Source organism: Bradyrhizobium sp. USDA 4510, from assembly GCF_054059095.1.
In genome coordinates, this window is record NZ_JBSSBT010000001.1 from 196,265 (window position 1) to 214,514 (window position 18,250).

The window sequence follows — 18,250 nt, forward strand, 5'->3', positions numbered from 1 at the left end:
CCGGGCTAAACATCAAGCCGGGCGATGACACCGGAGTATGCGGTCTTATCTTCGCCCGAACAGCTTCTCGATATCGCTCAGCTTCAATTCGACATAGGTCGGGCGGCCGTGGTTGCACTGGCCGGAGTTCGGCGTGTCTTCCATCTCGCGGAGCAGTGCGTTCATCTCTTCCGGCTTGAGGCGGCGGCCGGCGCGGACCGAGCCGTGGCAGGCCATCGTGGCGGCGACGTGCATCAGCCGGCGCTCCAGCGGCAGCGCCTCGTCCCACTCGGCCATGTGCTCGGCAAGGTCGCGCAAGAGACCGGCCGCATTGGCCTTGCCGAGCAGCGAGGGCGTTTCGCGCACCGCGACCGCGCCGGGGCCGAAGGATTCGATCGCGAGCCCGAACGACGCCAGCTCCTCGGCGCGGTCGAGCAGCTTCTCGACGGTCGCCTCATCGAGCTCGACGATCTCGGGGATCAAGAGGATCTGCCGCTGCACGCCGTTCTTCGCCAGCGAGGCCTTCAGCTTCTCATAGACGATGCGCTCATGCGCCGCGTGCTGGTCGACCACGATGAGGCCGTCGCGGGTCTGCGAGACGATGTAGGTCTCGTGGATCTGGGTGCGCGCGGCGCCGAGCGGCCGGTCGAGCAGGTCTGGCGCGGGCGCGGCTTCGAAGCGCACATCGGCGGTCGGCGCGCCGACGTCGAAGGCGGCCTGTCCGGGCTCGGCGAAGGCGGGCGCCGCCGCACCGTCGAACGCGCGCAGCGGACCAGCCGGATAGGACGGCGAGCCGCGCCAGTCCCAATTGCTCGGGCGCGGCGGCGTGAAGGCGGGGCGGAAGGCCGAGAGCGCGGCGCTGTCGGCGGTATTGGCCGCGGTGCGCCTGCCTTCGCGCGCGAGGCCTTCCTTCAGGGCGTGCACGATGAGCGCGCGGACCAGGCCGGCGTTGCGGAAGCGCACCTCGGTCTTGGCCGGATGCACATTGGCGTCGACCTCTTGCGGGTCGCAGGTCACGAACAGCGCCACGACGGGATGGCGGTCGCGCGGCAGGTAGTCGGAATAGGCCGCGCGCACGGCGCCGAGGATCAGCTTGTCGCGCACCGGGCGGCCGTTGACGAACAGATATTGCCCGAGCGCATTGGCGCGGGTCAGCGACGGCGCGGCGGCAAAGCCTTCGACCACGACGCCCTCGCGCCCGGCGCGCACCTCGATCGCACTGGCACGAAAATCCGCACCCAGGATGTCGCCGAGCCGGGTCAGCCGGCCGGCCGCGCCGGGCAGCGCTGCGGCCCAGGTGACCGGCGCGCGCTCTTCGCCGGCCAGCGTGAAGGCGATGTCCGGGCGCGCCATGCCGAGGCGGCGCACCACCTCGCGGATCGCCTCCGCCTCGGTGCGGTCGGTCTTGAGGAATTTCAGCCGCGCCGGCGTTGCGTAGAAGAGTTCGTTGACCTCGACGCGGGTGCCCTGGCCGAGCGCGGCCGGCATGACCTCCGACTTCTCGCCGCCTTCGACCGACAGCGACCAGGCATGCGGCTCGCTGGCATGACGCGTCGTGATGCCGAGCTTTGCGACCGCCCCGATCGAGGGCAGCGCCTCGCCGCGGAAGCCGAGCGTGCGGATGCGCAGCAGGTCTTCGTCGTCGAGCTTGGAGGTGGCGTGACGGTCGACCGCAAGCGCGAGGTCGGCGCGGGTCATGCCGCCGCCATCGTCGGTGATACCGATCCGGCGCCGCCCGCCGCCATCGGTGAAAACGTCGATCCGGCTGGCTCCGGCGTCGATCGCGTTCTCGACCAGTTCCTTGACCACGCTCGCGGGGCGTTCGACCACTTCGCCGGCGGCGATGCGGTTGACGAGCTGTTCGGGAAGCTGGCGGACAGGCATGGATTGGACGTTCGGAGGAGCGATTCGAGGCTGGCCGTTACTATAAGTCGCCGCGCCGGCAAATGCATGGGACCGATCTGGCGGCCGCAAGCAGGTTGGGGATGATTCCGGCCTATCGCCTTGAAGACGCTTGGCTTCGGCGGCCGGCGCGTCACGCCCTACGTCCCGATTGTGGGGCCGCGCGCACAGGTATATCGTTTAGAAAAATTATAAGTTCTCGCCGGAGGAACGCCATGTGCCATCTTTTCGCGCATCAGCCGCAACGCGACTATGAATCGCAGACCCGATCGTTGCGGATCGACGGCCATTGCACCTCGATCCGGCTGGAAATGTCGTTCTGGGACACGCTGGAGGAGATCGCGGCCAAGGAAGGCATGACGCTGGCCAAGTTCCTCACCACCCTGCACAACGAGGTGCTCGATCATCACGGCGAGGTGAACAATTTCGCGTCGCTGCTGCGCTGCTCCTGCCTGATCTACCGCGCCAAGGCCAATGCTCCGGCGGTGGTCCCGGACTATCGCGGGGCGGCGGCGATCATGGATGCGGCGGAATAGATTTCGCACCGGTCCATCACGCAAAGAAGAAAGCGGCCTTGTCCAGTTGGGCAAGGCCGCTTCAGTGAGAGGGGAATTGTATTTTCTTGCTAAAGCGCAGTGGCGACCACGACGGCGCTGCGCTCCCTCGCCCCGTTCTTACGGGGAGAGGGTTGGGGTGAGGGGCCGTCTCCGCGTATCCGGTGACAGCTGCGTTTGCGGAGACTCCCCCTCACCCGGAACGCATCTAACGATGCGCTCCGACCTCTCCCCGCGCGCGGGGCGAGGTGAGGCGGAATCCGCGACTCGGTTCGAATGGTCGTCTGGTCTAGATCTCCTTGCGCTGCATCGCGCCGGCGATGTGGTCGGCCTGGCGGATCGCCAGCGACACGATCGTCAGCGTCGGGTTGCACGCTGCGCCTGACGTGAACTGGCTGCCGTCGGAAACGAACAGGTTCTTGATGTCGTGGGTCTGGCCGAACTTGTTGACCACGCCGTCGCGCGGCTTCTCGCTCATCCGGTTGGTGCCCATGTTGTGGGTCGAGGGATAGGGCGGCGTCGGATAGGTGACGATGGCACCGACCGCCTCATAGACCGCGGAGCCCTGCTTGTAGGCATGGTCGCGCATCGCGACGTCGTTCGGATGATCGTCGAAATGCACGCTGGCGACCGGCATGCCGAACTTGTCCTTGATCTTCGGATCCAGCGTGATGCGGTTGGTCTCCTGCGGCATGTCCTCGCCGACCAGCCACATGCCGGCCATCCGCGGATAGCCCTCGATCGCGCTGGTGAAGCTGCGTCCCCAGGCGCCGGGATTGAGGAACGCGGCCATGAAGGGCAGGCCGAGCGACAGCGTCTCCATCTCGTAGCCGCCGACGAAGCCGCGCTTCGGATCGTTCTTGGCCTCGTCGCGGATAATGCCGGCCATCGTGGTGCCGCGATACATGTGCACCGATTTCTCGAAGCCCGCATACACGCTGCCGGTCATGTGCCGCATGTAGTTGCGGCCGACCTGGCCGGATGAATTGGCGAGCCCGTCCGGGAACATGCTGGAGGCGCTGTTGAGCAGCAGCCGCGGGCTCTCGATCGAGTTGCCGGCGACGGCGACGACGCGGGCCTTCTGGCGCTGCATCGCGCCCGTCGCATCGGCGTAGACCACGCCGGTGACCTTGCCGGACTGGTCGTGCTCGATCTTGATCACCATGCTGCCGGGGCGCACTTCGAGATTGCCGGTGGCTTCGCCCTTCGGGATCTCGGTGTAGAGCGTCGACCATTTGGCGCCCGACTTGCAGCCCTGGAAGCAGAAGCCGATCTGCTGGCAGGAGCCGCGGCCGTCGCGCGGCTCGCTGTTGATCGCCATCCGCCCGGTGTGCACCTCCTTGTAGCCGAGCTTCCTCGCGCCGGCTTCCATCACCTTGAAGTTATTGTTGCCGGGCAGCCCTGGGATGCCGTTGGTGCGGGTGACGCCCATCTTGTCCTCGGCCTTGGCGTACCACGGCTCCATCTCGGCGAGCGTGATCGGCCAGTCGATCAGGTTGGCGCCGGGAATGGTGCCATAGGCCGACTTGATCTTGAACTCGTGCTCGTCGAAGCGCAGCGAGGCGCCCGCCCAGTGCGTGGTCGAGCCGCCGACCGCCTTCACGATCCAGGCCGGCAGGCCCGGAAAGTCCTGGTGGACGCGCCAGCTGCCCGAGGTCGAGCGCGCGTCGGACCAGGCGAGCTGGGTAAAACTATCCCATTCATCGTTGATGAAGTCCTGGTTCTCGATGCGCGGGCCGGCCTCGAGGATCACGACCTTGACGCCCTTCTGCGCCAGTTCATTGCCGAGCGTTCCGCCGCCGGCACCGGAGCCGACGATCACCACAACGCCACTGTCATTCAGATCGAATTTTGCCATTGTTTCCTCCCGACCCGTTAGACCTTCGGCAGCCAGTCGATATCGGCGAAGCCGCGCTTGATGTAGCCGCCATGCTCGGCTGAGGAGCCCTCGTAGCCGAACCGCGGCCACACCTCCTTGTTGTTGTAGATGGAGACGATGAGATCGCCGCGGATCTTCTGGAAGAACGCGCTTTGCTCGATCTGTTGCAGCAGCGCGACGCGATCGTTTTCCCAGGCGACCTGGACATAAGGCATCTTGTGGCGGTCGTTGGCCGCCTGATCGAGCCTCGTGACGCCGTCATTGATCAGCGACTTGACCGCCGGATCCTTCGCGGCCTTCTCGTCATACGGCTTGACCGCTGCTATGTAGTAGCTGTCGCCGAGGAAATCGTGCGGATAGATGTCGCGCGCCATCTTGAGCAGCGTCTTCATCGTGGCCGGCGTCAGCGTCGTGGCGCCTTCGGCCCACGCATCGGTGATGCCGAGCCCCGTCGAGGTCGCAATCGCGACTGCGGGTGCGGTCACGGCCGCGCCTTTGAGAAAGACACGCCGGTCATATTTGCTGCGTCGATCGATTTCTCTCATGGGTTCCTCCGTCAATTTTTATTTGTGCAATTGCCTTGTTGTCTGAGCATGCTCTAGCCGAAGCGCCCGCCGCGCTGGATCACCTCGATCTTGTAGCCGTCGGGATCGGAGACGAAGAAGAAGCGCGCCAGCGTCTTGCCGTCGTGCTTGAAGTCGCGCAGCGGCCCGGGCGACAGTTTCTCCTTCTCGAAGCGCGCGTGCTCGGCATCGACGTCATCGACGATGACGGCGAGATGGCCGTAGCCGTCGCCGAGCGTGTAGGGCTCCTTGCGATCGAAGTTGACCGTGAGCTCGACCTCGAAGGGCGAGGAGGGATGGCGCAGATAGATCAGCGCGAAATCGGGAAATCTCAGATTGTCCGCGATCTCCAGGCCAAACGCGCGCTGGTAGAAGTCGAGCGCTTTTCCTTCGTCAAACACTCGGATCATCGAATGCACGGGTTTCGCCATTCAGTTCAGCTCCTTCAGATAGGCGATGATCATGGCGCGGGTTTCCGGCTTGGCCTGCCGATAGGCCATTACGGAGCCCGGGATCACCTCCTGCGGATTGGTCAGCCAGGCATCGAGCCTGGCGTCGTCCCAGACGAAATCGGCCTTGCCGAAGCCCGCGGAATATTTGAAGCCGTCGGCCTTGCCGGCGTGACGGCCGACGACCTTGTAGAGCGACGGTCCCTGCCGGACGGCATCCGACATGTTGGTGGTGTGGCAGGTCGCGCATTGCTGCTTGAACAGCGTCGCCCCATCGGGCGGCTTGGCGGCGGGCAAGGGCATCTGCGCGCCGGCCATTTGCACTGCAAGCATTGCGCTGCAAAATCCCAGCCCCAACGTCCACCTTGCGCGCAGCTTTGTCATCTACATCACCGCCTCTGTGCGGTGACTGTAGGAGGCTGAAATCCGCCGTTGGTAGTAGCGGGCTGTTTCACAGCAGAACAAAGCTGGGCGGTGATCTGGCGCGGAACCGGTGGTTGCCGCATATGCGGACGACAATTTCGCAAAATGACCGCGAAATCCCTGCACGATCACCACACGACGCAGCTTGCATCTCGCGTGCGCCGTTTGCGGAAAATGCAGTCTTGCGCGATGGGGTTCAGGGTCGGCGCTGCAAACGGCGCACCACCTGCGCCGCTCCTCCATCGTCAATTAAAGTCCCAGGAGAAATGGATGACGTTTGCAAAAACCAGCGTGCTCGCCCTTGCCATCTCGGCCGCGATGGCCGGCCCCGTCCTGGCACAGGGAACGACTGCACCGGATACCCGCGGCGGTGCACAGGGCAGAGGTACCATGCAGCAGGGCGGCGGCATGTCCGGCAGCGGCGATGAGGAAATGACGGCGCAACCTGGCGCGACGACGCAGAAGAGCGGCGCCGCCGCCAAGTCGGGCAGCAAGGGAACGGTCGGCAGCGGACGCACGGCACCGAAGTCGGGCGGTTCCGAGATGGCGCCCGCAACCAAGAAGTACTGAAGCACGAGGGCCTTCGCGGTTCTGATCAATCGGAACCAAGGCTCAGGCTTCTTGTTCTGACGCGTTCCTTCGCGCGAACCGACATCCGCTTCGCGCGAAAACGCTTCTGGTTACGCTGACCGGATCCCGGATGCAGTGCCGCGTGCGCTGCGTCCGGCGTTCCCTGGAGCATGATCCGGAAAAGTGGAAACCGGTTTTCCGAAAAGATCATGCTCAAACAAGGAGATGAGATCATGATGCGATTCCGTGGAAACGCATTATGATCTAATCGTCGAAACGGCGGGCGCCGCGCCCCGCCTTGATGTCGCTGCGGCGCTTCTTGCCCTCGAGCCGGCGCTGCTTGGAGCCGAGCGTCGGCTTGGTCGGCCGCCGCGGTGTCGGCCGCATCATCGCCTCCCTCAACATCTCGAGCAGCCGCTCGATCGCATCGGCGCGATTGCGTTCCTGGGTGCGAAAGCGGAAGGCGTGGATCACGATCACGCCATCCTTGGTCATGCGGCTGCCGGCGAGCCGCGCCAGCCGCTGCGCGGCGTCCGCCGGCAACGCAATCTTGTTGGTATCGAAGCGAAGCTGCGCTGCGGTCGAGACCTTGTTGACATTCTGTCCGCCCGGGCCGGAGGCGCGGACAAAGACGATCTCAATGTCGTTCTCATCGATCGCAAGGTCGCGGGACACCCGCAGCATGACATCACCCGTGGAGGGAAGAATCGGCAGGCCGCAGGATAGCGGGTTTGGGTCTGCTTGGGTGGTGTTGATGCAGTGGTTGTTACGTCGGCGTCCGAGTGCGCGGCTCCCCCTTCTCCCCCCTTGCGGGGGCCGAGGCGAGCGAAGCTCGCTCTCGGGGTTGGAGAGGGAAGGTGGCCCGCCGAAACGCGTCAGTTCGCCTTCGGCGGCGCCGACACCGGCTGCGCCGCGGCTTGCGGGGCGCGGCCGACGATTGCGGTGAGTAGGCCGTTGCCCCAGAGCTTTTTGGCGACCCGCTTGGCATCGTCGAGCGTCACCGCGTCGACGATGGCGTTGCGCTTCTCGATGTAATCGATCGGCAGCTTGTCGAGCTGGTATTGCAGCATCGCCTGCGCGAGCTTGGAGGAGGTGTCGAGCGCCAGCATCTGCGAGCCCTTCAGGTAGGACTTCGCCTCGTCAAGCTCCTTCTGCGTCGGACCTTCCTCGGCGATGCGGCGCACTTCCGCTTCGATCGCATCGACGGTCTCGCCGGCGCGATCGGCGCGGGTGCCGGTGTTGCCGATGAACAGCGAGGAGTGATCCATCCAGACCAGCGCTTCATAGATCGAGTAGGCCAGCCCGCGCTTCTCGCGCACTTCCTTGTAGAGCCGCGACGACAATCCGCCGCCGCCGAGAATGTGGTTCACCACATAGGCCGCCATGAAGTCCGGGTCATGCCTGGCAATGCCGGGGCCGCCGAAGGTGACGACGGTCTGCGGCACGTCGAGCGGGACGAAGGCGCGCTGCGGCGGCCTGGTCGCCACGACGTCGGGGACGGGCGTCAATTCGGCTTTCGCCGGCAGGCCACCAAAGGTCTTGTCCAGCAGCTTGCCGAGCGTATCGGGATCGACGTCGCCGACCACGGCAACGCGCAGCGTATCCTTGGCGATGATGCGGCGGGTATAGTCCTTGAGATCCGGGATCTGGATGGTCGGCACGCTGTCGAGCGTGCCGGTGGCCGTCCTGGCATAGGGATGATCGCCGAATGCGAGCTCGAGGAACTTGCGGCCGGCGAGCGAGGACGGATTGGTCGATTCGCGGCGCAGATTGGCGATCACCTGGGCGCGGATCCGTTCGACGTCCTTCGGCTCGAAGTGCGGCGAGGTCAGCGCCATCCGCAACAGGTCGTAGGCTTCGTCCTTGTTGTCCTTGAGCATGCGCAGCGAGCCGCGGAATTGATCGCGGTTCGACTGGAAGCTGAGCTCGATGGCGCGGCGCTCGAGCCGCTCATGATAGGTCTTGGAATCGAGATCGCCGGAACCCTCGTCGAGCAGGTCGGCGACCAGATTGCCGACGCCGGGCTTGCCGGGCGGATCCTGGCTGGCGCCGCCGCTGAAGGCATATTCCATTGCGATCAGCGGCACGGTCGCGTCCTGCACGAACCACGCCTCGATGCCGCCGGGCGATACCAGCCGCTGGATCTTGGCCGCAGCCTGCGAGGGCGCCGACGTCAGCGTCAGCAGCGCGGTGCAGGCGCCGCCGATCAGCGCCGCACGGCGGGTGAGGGAATAGATCACGAGCGCTTCTCCTCGCGTTTCGGCGCAGTATCCTTGATCAGATAGCCGGTCACCGACCGCTTCTTGTCGAGCCAGCTGGCGGCAGCAGTGCGCACCTGCTCGGCAGTGACGGCGCGGATGCGATCCGGCCAGCTGCGGATATCCTCGATGCTGAGCCCGGTGGTCAGCGCGCCGCCATACCAGCGTGCCAGTGTCGCCTGGTTATCCTGGGCGTAGATCGCCTCCGCGATGAGCTGGGTCTTGACCCGTTCGAGATCCTCGGCGCGCGCCGGGTTCTGCGCGAGGTCGGCGATCACCTTGTCGATCGCGTCCTCGATCTGCGCGAACTCGACGCCGGGTTTCGGCGTCACCGAGATCGAGAATTGCGACGGATCGAGCGAGGTGCCCTGGTAGCCGGCGCCGGCCGAGATCGCGAGGCCCTTGTCGATCACCAGCGAGCGATAGAGATAGGAATTGGCGCCGCCGCCCATCAACTGCGCGAGCACATCGAGCGCCTGGCTCTCGCCCGCTGCCGCCGTCGTCGCCGACGGCACCAGGTAATAGCGGCGCAGGCTCGGCTGCTCGACGCGCGGATCCGACAGCGTCACGGTGCGCGGCGCGGCCGGTGTCGGCTCCTGCGGCCTGACCCGCTTCTCGGGGATCGCATGCTGCGCCGGGATCGGGCCGAAGTTCTTCTCGACCAGCGGGCGGATATCCTTGACGTCGACGTCGCCGGCAATGACCAGGATGGCGTTGTTCGGCGCGTAGAAGCGCCGGTAGAAGGCGAGCGCATCCTCGCGGTCGAGCTTCTCGATCTCCTGATGCCAGCCGATCACCGGCCGGCCATAGGGATGGTTGAGATAAAGCGCGGCCATGATCTGCTCGGTCAGCCTTGCATCCGGGTTGTTGGCAACCCGCATGTTGAACTCCTCCAGCACGACATCGCGCTCCGGCAGCACGTTCTCGTCCTTGAGGATCAGGCCGGTCATGCGGTCGGCCTCGAACTCCATCATGGTGGGCAGCTGCTCGCGCGGCACGCGCTGGAAGTAGCCGGTGTAGTCGACCGAGGTGAAGGCGTTCTCATTGCCGCCGACGCGCAGCACGGTCTGCGAGAACTCGCCCGCCGGATGCTTGGCGGTGCCCTTGAACATCAGATGCTCGAGGAAATGCGCGAGGCCCGATTTGCCGGGCGTCTCGTCGGCCGAGCCGACCTTGTACCAGATCATCTGCGTGACCACGGGCGTGCGGTGGTCGGGGATCACCACGACCTGCAGGCCGTTGTCGAGCGTGAAACTGGCGGGGCGTTCCGAGGTGACGGTGGTCTGGGCGCGGAGGCTGGCACCCGGCAGCGGGATGGTGGAAACGAATGCGGCAGCGAACAGGGCGATCGATCGGCGAGAGCGCATCATGGTCCTTATGAAAGCCCGGACACCGGCCGGGGCGCGAAAGCAAGCCATCGTACGCGGTCGTTCCCGTGCCGATGGTCACGAAGCGGAGAGACACCCGCCGCCCCGCATTAAGCTTTGCTCATGTCAGCCTTCGCCCGCGGAGGCCAGGCGATCACTGCACCGGTTTTCCGGTCATGACGTCGTACTGGCCTTCTTTCGCCTTCGGCGCCTGCGGGCCGGTGCCGTAGGCATAGCCCCCGGACGGCGTCTGGTAGCCCGGCGGCGGCTCGGTCAGGGATTCGCGCGTCGGCTCACCCTTGAACGGTTTGGACTCGCTGCTGTTCCCCTTGAACATGCCAAGCAGGCCGCCGTTGTAACCGAGCTGGCTCGGCATCAGCGATGGATTGGTGCTCACGCCGGGCTCCAGCGGCTCCTTGCGCCCGTCGGTGGCGGTCTGCTGCTTGCGGCCCGCCTCGATCTCGGCCGGCGTCAACGCCACCGCCGACTGCCAGGGCTCCTTCTTGACTTCCTTCTTGCGCGCCGCGATCGCAGCCTTGCGCGCCGCAATATCAGGGTCCTTCGGCCAGTTCGGCGCGTTGACCTGGGCGGTCGACGCCGGCGGGGGCAAATCCAGCTTCGGCGGCACCACCAGCGGCGAGCGCTCGCGGTAGTCGATGCCCTTGCTGGCCGCGCTCTTGGCGCCGAGCCCGGTCATCAGATTGTCGACGATCCGCTCTTCGAAGGTCAGGCCGTCGTCGCCGTCATCTTCATCGTCGCCGGCGCGCACCGGGCCGGCCGTCATGACAAGGCCGATCCCGGCTGCGACGAACGCCAGGCGCAGGCCGCGCATCAGCGACAGCCGGGACGTCTCGATCAGGTAACCGCGGGCTTTGGTGTTGCGCATTGCGCCATTCCCATCTCAAAATTCGCCAAAGCGATCACTGGCTTAGGCCACAGTTCCGCTTGATACAGGTGTGGGCCGCTGACCGGCTCGTATCGGCCGGGATCAGGGCGCTTTTACGGCGGGGGTCCCCACCACGGAATCATACAATAGGGCTGCCACGCCAGCAACGATGGCTACATCGGCAAGGTTGAAGATGTACCAATTGAAGGTTTTTCCCCCGATCTCGGCATGAAGCAGGGCAAAATCGACCACCGCGCCATAGGCAAAGCGGTCGATGCCGTTCCCGATGGCACCGCCGATGATCAGGCCGAGCGACACCGTCGCGAGCCAGGTCCGCGACCGCGCCATCCAGATCGCCAGCGCGATCACGGCCGCGGCCTTGATCACCATCAGCAGGATCTGGGCCGCCGGGGTCTCGCTCTGGAACCAGCCGAAACTGATCCCCGGATTCCAGGCGAGCACCAGGTCGAAGAACGGCGTCACCCGCACCGGGGCGTGATGCACGATGTCGAGGACGTGGAGCAGCCAGAGCTTGGAGGCCTGGTCGGCGATCAGGGTGATGATCGCCGTGATCACGCCGGTGCGGAGGGGAGGGCTCATTGCCAGCCCACCAAAGGTGTCGTCCCTGCGAAAGCAGGGACCCATACCCCGTGTCGGGTGTTGCTTGAATGACTCGGAGTCATCAACCTCAGTCCATTCCAGGCAGTGGTGGTTATGGGTCCCTGCTTTCGCAGGGACGACAGCGGACGTTAGACGCTGCCCCCCAGCGCCTTCCATTCGCGCAGCGCTTGCGCGTCGCGCGGCGAGACGTCGGGATATTCGCCGTCCTCGCCCACCGTCGGCAGGATCTTCCACGAACGGGCGCATTTGGTGCCGACCGCCTTCTCGACCACGACGGCAACGCCAGGCACGGCGTCGAGGCGGAAGGCGTTCGCCGGCGCCTCGCCCTCGCGCACCTCGTAGTTCGAGGTGATGCAGACTTCGGCAAGATCGATATCGAACAGCGTGGCCAGCATCTCCCTGTCAGCGACGTAGATCACCGGCGATGCCTCGAGCGAGGAGCCGATCCGCTTGGCGGCGCGTTCGAGTTCGAGCGCGCCGGTGACGACGCGGCGGACGTTGCGGACCGTCTCCCACTTCGCGGCAAGCGCGTCGTCTTGGAACTGCTCGAGACCTTCGGGAAACAGAGTCAGATGCACCGAAGGCTCGGCGTTCGGCCGATACATCCGCCAGGCTTCGTCGGTGGTGAAGCTGAGGATCGGCGCCAGCCATTTCAGGATCGCGTCGCAGAGCAGATCGATCGTGGTCAGCGCCGCCTTGCGCGCCACCGAGGACGGCGGATCGCAATACAGCGTGTCCTTGCGGATGTCGAAGTAGAACGCCGACAGCTCGGAGTTCATGAAGGCCGCGAGGCTTGCGACCACGGTCTTGTAGTCGAAGTCGGCATAGGCCTTGCGGATGGTCTCGGTGTGGCCGGCGAGCTCGTGCAGCATCAGCCGCTCGAGTTCGGGCATCTCGGCAAAGGCGACCTTCTCGCTCGGCTTGAAATGATGCAGCGTGCCGAGCATCCAGCGGATCGAGTTGCGCAGCTTGCGGTAGGTCTCGATGGTGTTCTTGAGGATCTCCGGGCCGATGCGCTGGTCGTCGGCATAGTCGGTGGCGCAGACCCACAGGCGCAGGATGTCCGCGCCGGAATCCTTGATCACCTTCTGCGGCTCGACGGTGTTGCCGAGCGACTTCGACATCTTGCGGCCGTTCTCGTCGAGCGTGAAGCCGTGGGTCAGCACGATGTCATAAGGCGCGCGGCCGCGCGTGCCGGCGCTTTCCAGCAGCGACGAGTGGAACCAGCCGCGATGCTGGTCGCTGCCTTCGAGATACATCACGGTGTCGTTGCCGCCATCGACCTTGCGGACGATGTTGCCGAGCTGCGGGAAGTTCTGGCGGTCTTCCAGCACGAAGGCGTGCGTGGAGCCGGAATCGAACCAGACGTCGCAGATGTCGTCGACCTTCTTCCAGTTCTCGGACGCGCGGCTGCCAAGGAAGCGCTCGCGGGCGCCGTCCATGTACCAGGCGTCGGCGCCTTCCTCCATGAACGCCTCGGTGATGCGCTGGTTGACGACCTCGTCCTGCAGGATCTCGGCCGAGCCGTCGCTGTTCTCCCTCACGAACACGGCGATCGGCACGCCCCAGGCGCGCTGCCGCGAGATCACCCAGTCGGGACGGTTGGCGATCATGCCGTTGATGCGGTTCTCGCCGGCCGGCGGCACCCATTGCGTGACCGAGATCGCGTGCAGCGCGCGGGCGCGCAGCGTGTCGCCCTTCCTGGCATGGCCGTTCTCGGCGATGGGCTTGTCCATCGCGATGAACCATTGCGGCGTGTTGCGGAAGATCACCGGCTTCTTGGAGCGCCAGGAGTGCGGATACTGGTGCTTGAGGCGGCCGCGCGCGAGCAGCCTGCCGGCCTCGATCAGCGCCTTGATCACGGCCTCGTTGGCATCGCCCTTCTCGCCCTTGTCGTTGAGCACGCGTTTGCCGGTGAAGCCCGGAGCCTGCGCGGTGTAGGCGCCGTTCTCGTCGACCGTATACGGGATCGCCGTCGGGATGCCGCGCGCATCGAGCTCGCGGGTGTTGGCCGTCCAGACGTCGAAGTCCTCGCGGCCGTGGCTCGGCGCGGTGTGCACGAAGCCGGTGCCGGTGTCGTCGGTGACATGCTCGCCGGCCAGCAGCGGCACGATGAATTCGTAGCCGCCACCGAAGCCGCGCAGCGGATGGGCGCATTCCACGGCGTCCAGCGTGTCGCCGGGAATATCGCGGACCTTCTCATAGGACGTGACGCGGGCCTGCTTGAACACCTCGGCGGCAAGCGCGTCGGCCAGGATCAGGAGATCGCCGGTCTTGGCCCAATTGTCCGCCGGCGCATCCGTCACCTTGTAGAGGCCATAGGCGATCTTCGGCGAAAACGAGATGGCGCGGTTGCCGGGCAGCGTCCACGGCGTGGTGGTCCAGATCACGACCGAGGCATTGGCCAGCGCGCCATGCGCCGGCGAGGTGACCGGGAATTTCACCCACACCATGTCGGAGGTGTAGTCCTCGTATTCGACCTCTGCTTCGGCCAGCGCGGTCTTCTCGACCACGCTCCACATCACCGGCTTGGAGCCGCGATAGAGCGTCCCGTTGGCGGCGAACTTCATCAGCTCGCGGGCGATCTGGGCCTCCGCCGGATAGCTCATCGTCTGGTAGGGATGATCCCAGTCGCCGATGATGCCGAGCCGCTTGAACTCCTCGCGCTGCACGTTGATCCAGTGCGTCGCATAGGCACGGCACTCCTTGCGGAACGCGACCATCGCCGCCGAGTCGCGGAAGTCGGGCTTCTGCTTGCCCTTGGAGCGGTAGTTCTCCTCCTCGATCTTCCATTCGATCGGCAGGCCGTGGCAGTCCCAGCCCGGCACGTAGTTGGAGTCGAAGCCGAGCATCTGCTGGCTCTTGGTCACGACGTCCTTGAGGATCTTGTTCAGCGCGTGCCCGATATGGATGTTGCCGTTGGCGTAGGGCGGGCCGTCATGCAGCACGAATTTGGCGCGGCCCTCGGCTTCCCGGCGGAGCTTGTCGTAGAGGCCGATGTCGTTCCAGTATTTCAGGATTTCCGGCTCGCGCTGGGGCAGGCCGGCGCGCATCGGGAAATCCGTCTGCGGCAGGTAAAGGGTCTTGGAATAGTCCCTAACGTCAGTCTTTTGGGCGTCGGTCTTTTGCGGCTTGTCGGACATGAAAGCTCTGATTTGGCAGGTGCGGGCGCGGATACGCGATCAATCGCGGGTGAAACGACGAAGTCCCGGTCTTGCGCCGAGCCTTCAGGCTCAGGCGGAAGCCGGGCCGCTAATCCGTATGATGCGCCGCGAAAACATGGGGTTTCCATAGCAGCCGGACGGGGAAATCGCAAAGCCCCCGGTGGCTCGCAGGGCCGCGCATGGCGCGGTTCAGGCCGGCCGTGCCCGGGCCGGATTTCCCGCCACGATCGCGCCGGGGGCGACGTTCCGTGTGACCACGCTGCCGGCCCCGACCAGGGCGCCGTCGCCGATCGTGATGCCGGGCAGAATGATGGCACCCCCGCCGATCCAGACGTCGCTGCCGATCCGGATCGGGCGGCCGAATTCCAGCCCGGCGCGGCGGGTTTCGGCATCGCGCGGGTGGTCGGCGGTATAGACCTGCACCGCGGGTCCGATCTGGGTCCGATCGCCGATCGCGACCTCGACGACGTCGAGGATGACGCAATTGAAGTTGAGGAACACGCCGTCGCCGAGGCTGATATTGCTGCCGTAATCGCAGAAGAACGGCGGGCGTATCACGGCATCCCTGCCGACCTTGCGGAAGCGCTCGCCGAGCAGCGCGTGCAACTCGGCCGCGGACGACGCGCCCGACGCATTGTAGCGTGCCATCCATTGTTCCGCCGCTGTATGCTCAGCGGCGAGCTCCGCATCCGGGCGATACAGCTCGCCCGCCAGCATCTTTTGCTTTTCAGTCCGGTTCAACCAATCACTCCGAGCTGCGGGAACGCGTCGGGCGCCGCGGCCAGCACCGCGCGCGCCTTGGCGCTGTCGTCATCCATCTGGCGTATCAACGCCTCGATGGTGTCGAATTTCAGCTCTTCGCGAATGAAACCGATGAATGCGACATCAAGGACCGCGTCGTACAGATCGCCCTTGAAGTCGAACAGGAACACCTCGAGCAGCGGCGCGCCGTTGTCGAAGGTCGGCCGGCGCCCGAAGCTTGCGACACCGTCGAACCGTTGCGAGCCCTTGCCGACCCGCACCGCGTAGATGCCGTGCTTCAAGCCGCAATGCTTGTCGAGGCGGATATTGGCGGTGGGGTAACCGAGATCTCGGCCGCGCTTCTCGCCGTGGACCACCTTGCCGGTGACGAACCACGGTCCGCCCAGCATCGTGGTCGCATCCGCGATCTCGCCTTCGGCGAGCGCCATGCGGATGGCACTGGAGGAAACCGGACGCTCCTCGATGTCGACATGGGCCTGCACATCGACCTCGATGCCGAGCCGCGGTGCTTCGCTGACCAGGAGGCTCGGCGAGCCGACCCGGCCCTTGCCGAAATGGAAGTCGTAGCCGACCGCGATCCCGCTGATGCCGAGCCGGCCGATCAGGTCATGGTGAATGAAATCCTGTGCCGTGGTCCCGGCGCGCGCCTTGTCGAACGTCATGACGACGGCGCCCGCGAGGCCGGTGGCCGCGAGCAGCCGCAGCTTGTTGGTCTCGTCCGTGAGACGGAATTGCGGAGTGTTCGGGCTGAAGAAGCTGCGCGGATGCGGCTCGAAGGTCACGGCGAGCGCGGGCACGCCGCGCGCTCTGCCCATCGCAAGCGCCGCGCCGATCACGGCGCGGTGACCGAGATGGACGCCATCGAAATTCCCCATCGCGACCACGGCGCCTTTCGGAATGGCGCTTGCGGGGGTGTTGTCGCGGATAACGGTAAAGCCGGTGCTCATGAGCGGTATTCTTCAAGGATTCTTAAGCATGATTGGTGCGGGCCGGACCGTGACGCGGCGGCGGCGTGGAAGTCAAGGCTAACGAAAATCGCGTCAAATCCGTAACAATCCGGATTCAGCCGGTTAACGCGCTGTTTAACGGCTGCTGTTAGTCGTTGGCGGAAAGCTGCGTTCGTGCAGAAGCCAAGTTGCGTTTGTGTTTTTGGGGGGAAAGATGGCGGTTGATTTGTCCATGCCGGTTCTGGTGGTTGATGATTACAGCACCATGATCCGCATCATCCGGAATCTTCTCAAGCAGCTTGGATTTGAAAATATCGACGATGCCTCCGACGGCTCCGCAGCGCTGAACAAGATGCGCGGCAAGAAGTATGGCCTGGTGATTTCCGACTGGAACATGGAGCCGATGACCGGCTACGACCTGCTCAAGGAAGTCCGCGCCGATCCCAACCTCGCGACCACGCCCTTCATCATGATCACGGCGGAATCCAAGACCGAGAACGTGATCGCGGCCAAGAAGGCCGGCGTGAACAACTACATCGTCAAGCCGTTCAATGCGGCCACGCTGAAGACCAAGATCGAGGCGGTGTTCCCGGACATGGCGACGGCATAACCGCCCGACATCGATCGCATCGGCTGAAATTCACGCATGCCCGGGCAGAAGCGCGTCTTCGCGCTAGGTGTCCCGGGCATTTGCATTTGATCACGCTTCCCTTTACCCGCCCCGCTTGTGCAACACGAGGGGGAGGGCGGCTGCACGATTTCGGAATATTAGAAGAGTATCGCTGAGTTGCCCGACGTGTCAAGGCGACTGGCGAACCCCGCGCGCCACGGGCTACTTTGCATGGGGTTGTTTTCGATATTTTGGCGGCGCGCCCCTTCACCTCGCCCCGCTTGCGGGGAGAGGTCGGATTGCATCGAGAGATGCAATCCGGGTGAGGGGGTACAGGTCTCTCGGCATCCGGCGCCTGGGGAGGCAGCCGCTCACCGAACCCTCCAAGAGCGAGCTTCGCTCGTCTCGACCCGGTGAAGAACGGGGCGAGGGACAGCGTCGCTTGCCGCTACCACTTCAGCTCGCGCATCAGCGCGCGGGGCGGATGGCCGAACAATTCCTTGATCGAGGCCGCATCGAGCTGCTCGATGCCCTCGAACTGTTCGGAATGGATGCCGCGCGTAACGAACAACAGATCGATGCCGAAGCCAAGGGCGCCGGTGAGATCGGTGCGCACGGAATCGCCGATCGCGAGCACCCGGCTGAGCTCGGTCGGACGCCCGCGGCGTTCGGTGGCCAGAGCCATGGCGCGCTCATAGATCGGCCGGTGCGGCTTGCCGTAGAAGATCACCTCGCCGCCGAGCTCGCGATAGAGTTCGGCGACCGCCCCGGCGCAATAGATCAGCCGGTCGCCGCGCTCGACCACGATATCGGGATTGGCGCACACCAGTGTGAGCTTGCGCTCGAGCGCCTTCAGCAGCGTGTCGCGATAGTCTTCGGCCGACTCGGTCTCGTCGTCGAACAGGCCGGTGCAGATGATGTAGTCGGCCTGCTCCAGCGGTACCAGCGTGGCGTCGAGGCCGCGGTGGATCGAGCTGTCGCGCTCCGGGCCGATCCAGAAGATTTTCTGGCCGGGATGATCGGCCACGAAGTGGCGCGTCAGGTCGCCCGAGGAGACGATCGCATCATAGGTCTCGTCGGCGACGCCGAGCTTGCGCAGTTGTCGCTGCACGGAATCGGCCGGCCGCGGCGCGTTGGTGATCAGGATGACCGTGCCGCCCTGCTGGCGGAAGGTGTGCAGGGCCTCGCAGGCCTCGGGAAAGGACTCGAGCCCGTTGTGCACGACGCCCCAGATGTCCGACAGCACCACATCGACGCCGCCGACGAGGTCGCGCAGCTGCTCCACGAAACGCAGTGAGGTCATGATGCAAATTGCC

Annotated in this window: 17 protein-coding genes; 3 read left to right on the plus strand and 14 right to left on the minus strand. The window is 65.2% G+C overall.

The annotated features are described in order from the left end of the window. Positions 1-45: 45 nt before the first annotated feature. Positions 46-1,863, minus strand: coding sequence for a DNA mismatch repair endonuclease MutL (gene mutL, locus ACVMDN_RS00945; RefSeq protein ID WP_076825563.1), 1,818 nt, complete (start codon positions 1,861-1,863; stop codon positions 46-48). A 233-nt stretch (positions 1,864-2,096) separates the two neighbouring features. On the opposite strand from mutL, the gene ACVMDN_RS00950 reads away from it, so the two are divergent. Then, on the plus strand, positions 2,097-2,417 hold the full coding sequence (locus ACVMDN_RS00950; RefSeq protein WP_016848007.1) for a ribbon-helix-helix domain-containing protein: 321 nt from the start codon (positions 2,097-2,099) through the stop codon (positions 2,415-2,417). A gap of 307 nt (positions 2,418-2,724) precedes the next feature. On the opposite strand, the gene ACVMDN_RS00955 is transcribed toward ACVMDN_RS00950, so the two are convergent. From ACVMDN_RS00955 to ACVMDN_RS00970, 4 genes are read right to left on the minus strand one after another with little or no spacing between them, the layout of a single operon-like run. Beyond that, a complete protein-coding gene (locus ACVMDN_RS00955; RefSeq protein WP_076825561.1) occupies positions 2,725-4,293 on the minus strand; it encodes a GMC family oxidoreductase in 1,569 nt (522 codons plus the stop codon). Positions 4,294-4,310: 17 nt separating this feature from the next. After that, positions 4,311-4,859: a Twin-arginine translocation pathway signal gene (locus tag ACVMDN_RS00960; protein WP_076825559.1), complete on the minus strand. Its 549-nt coding sequence runs from the start codon at positions 4,857-4,859 to the stop codon at positions 4,311-4,313. Between the two features lie 53 nt (positions 4,860-4,912). Then, complete coding sequence (locus ACVMDN_RS00965; protein ID WP_057016635.1) at positions 4,913-5,308, minus strand: VOC family protein; 396 nt, start codon at positions 5,306-5,308, stop codon at positions 4,913-4,915. Further along, complete coding sequence (locus ACVMDN_RS00970; RefSeq protein WP_076825591.1) at positions 5,309-5,629, minus strand: c-type cytochrome; 321 nt, start codon at positions 5,627-5,629, stop codon at positions 5,309-5,311. 390 nt (positions 5,630-6,019) lie between these two features. Between ACVMDN_RS00970 and ACVMDN_RS00975 the strand changes: the two genes are divergently transcribed. Then, positions 6,020-6,319 (plus strand): hypothetical protein, encoded by a 300-nt coding sequence (locus ACVMDN_RS00975; protein ID WP_057016634.1) that lies wholly within the window; start codon positions 6,020-6,022, stop codon positions 6,317-6,319. Between the two features lie 264 nt (positions 6,320-6,583). Here the strand turns inward: ACVMDN_RS00975 and arfB are convergent, their stop codons facing one another. The 8 genes from arfB to ACVMDN_RS01015 all read right to left on the minus strand — a co-directional run bounded on the left by arfB (position 6,584) and on the right by ACVMDN_RS01015 (position 16,324). Further along, positions 6,584-7,003 (minus strand): alternative ribosome rescue aminoacyl-tRNA hydrolase ArfB, encoded by a 420-nt coding sequence (gene arfB / locus ACVMDN_RS00980; protein ID WP_076825557.1) that lies wholly within the window; start codon positions 7,001-7,003, stop codon positions 6,584-6,586. Between the two features lie 191 nt (positions 7,004-7,194). Further along, the gene (locus tag ACVMDN_RS00985; RefSeq protein WP_194295319.1) at positions 7,195-8,559 is read right to left on the minus strand and encodes a M16 family metallopeptidase; all 1,365 of its coding nucleotides are present in this window, start codon (positions 8,557-8,559) and stop codon (positions 7,195-7,197) included. After that, positions 8,556-9,947, minus strand: a complete 1,392-nt coding sequence (locus ACVMDN_RS00990; RefSeq protein WP_194295318.1) for a M16 family metallopeptidase — start codon at positions 9,945-9,947, stop codon at positions 8,556-8,558. Before ACVMDN_RS00990 ends, ACVMDN_RS00985 begins: the two co-directional genes overlap by 4 nt. A 151-nt stretch (positions 9,948-10,098) precedes the next feature. Then, complete coding sequence (locus ACVMDN_RS00995; protein WP_076825555.1) at positions 10,099-10,830, minus strand: hypothetical protein; 732 nt, start codon at positions 10,828-10,830, stop codon at positions 10,099-10,101. A 102-nt stretch (positions 10,831-10,932) separates the two neighbouring features. Further along, positions 10,933-11,430, minus strand: coding sequence for a signal peptidase II (gene lspA, locus ACVMDN_RS01000; protein ID WP_057016631.1), 498 nt, complete (start codon positions 11,428-11,430; stop codon positions 10,933-10,935). 149 nt (positions 11,431-11,579) lie between these two features. Beyond that, positions 11,580-14,594 carry an isoleucine--tRNA ligase gene (gene ileS / locus ACVMDN_RS01005; RefSeq protein WP_076825553.1) on the minus strand — a complete coding sequence of 1,005 codons (3,015 nt, stop codon included), beginning with the start codon at positions 14,592-14,594 and terminating at the stop codon, positions 11,580-11,582. Positions 14,595-14,804: 210 nt separating this feature from the next. Next, positions 14,805-15,356: a sugar O-acetyltransferase gene (locus tag ACVMDN_RS01010; protein ID WP_200844658.1), complete on the minus strand. Its 552-nt coding sequence runs from the start codon at positions 15,354-15,356 to the stop codon at positions 14,805-14,807. After that, positions 15,353-16,324 carry a bifunctional riboflavin kinase/FAD synthetase gene (locus tag ACVMDN_RS01015; RefSeq protein ID WP_076825550.1) on the minus strand — a complete coding sequence of 324 codons (972 nt, stop codon included), beginning with the start codon at positions 16,322-16,324 and terminating at the stop codon, positions 15,353-15,355. The genes ACVMDN_RS01010 and ACVMDN_RS01015 overlap by 4 nt, the downstream gene beginning before the upstream one ends. A 214-nt stretch (positions 16,325-16,538) precedes the next feature. Between ACVMDN_RS01015 and ACVMDN_RS01020 the strand changes: the two genes are divergently transcribed. Then, entirely contained in the window at positions 16,539-16,934 is a 396-nt protein-coding gene (locus ACVMDN_RS01020; protein ID WP_016844467.1) for a response regulator, read from the plus strand. 448 nt (positions 16,935-17,382) lie between these two features. On the opposite strand, the gene ACVMDN_RS01025 is transcribed toward ACVMDN_RS01020, so the two are convergent. Continuing rightward, positions 17,383-18,237, minus strand: a complete 855-nt coding sequence (locus tag ACVMDN_RS01025) for a TIGR01459 family HAD-type hydrolase (protein WP_076825548.1) — start codon at positions 18,235-18,237, stop codon at positions 17,383-17,385. Positions 18,238-18,250: the final 13 nt, after the last annotated feature.

Coding starts and splice junctions, on each gene's coding strand:
- arfB (WP_076825557.1), bottom strand. CDS start 7,003: ATGCTGCGGGTGTCCCGCGACCTTGCGATCGATGAGAACGACATTGAG.
- lspA (WP_057016631.1), bottom strand. CDS start 11,430: ATGAGCCCTCCCCTCCGCACCGGCGTGATCACGGCGATCATCACCCTG.
- ACVMDN_RS00995 (WP_076825555.1), bottom strand. CDS start 10,830: ATGCGCAACACCAAAGCCCGCGGTTACCTGATCGAGACGTCCCGGCTG.
- ACVMDN_RS00955 (WP_076825561.1), bottom strand. CDS start 4,293: ATGGCAAAATTCGATCTGAATGACAGTGGCGTTGTGGTGATCGTCGGC.
- ACVMDN_RS00965 (WP_057016635.1), bottom strand. CDS start 5,308: ATGGCGAAACCCGTGCATTCGATGATCCGAGTGTTTGACGAAGGAAAA.
- ACVMDN_RS00950 (WP_016848007.1), top strand. CDS start 2,097: ATGTGCCATCTTTTCGCGCATCAGCCGCAACGCGACTATGAATCGCAG.
- ACVMDN_RS00990 (WP_194295318.1), bottom strand. CDS start 9,947: ATGATGCGCTCTCGCCGATCGATCGCCCTGTTCGCTGCCGCATTCGTT.
- ACVMDN_RS00975 (WP_057016634.1), top strand. CDS start 6,020: ATGACGTTTGCAAAAACCAGCGTGCTCGCCCTTGCCATCTCGGCCGCG.
- ACVMDN_RS00960 (WP_076825559.1), bottom strand. CDS start 4,859: ATGAGAGAAATCGATCGACGCAGCAAATATGACCGGCGTGTCTTTCTC.
- ACVMDN_RS01020 (WP_016844467.1), top strand. CDS start 16,539: ATGGCGGTTGATTTGTCCATGCCGGTTCTGGTGGTTGATGATTACAGC.
- mutL (WP_076825563.1), bottom strand. CDS start 1,863: ATGCCTGTCCGCCAGCTTCCCGAACAGCTCGTCAACCGCATCGCCGCC.
- ACVMDN_RS01025 (WP_076825548.1), bottom strand. CDS start 18,237: ATGACCTCACTGCGTTTCGTGGAGCAGCTGCGCGACCTCGTCGGCGGC.
- ACVMDN_RS01015 (WP_076825550.1), bottom strand. CDS start 16,324: ATGAGCACCGGCTTTACCGTTATCCGCGACAACACCCCCGCAAGCGCC.
- ACVMDN_RS00970 (WP_076825591.1), bottom strand. CDS start 5,629: ATGCCCTTGCCCGCCGCCAAGCCGCCCGATGGGGCGACGCTGTTCAAG.
- ileS (WP_076825553.1), bottom strand. CDS start 14,594: ATGTCCGACAAGCCGCAAAAGACCGACGCCCAAAAGACTGACGTTAGG.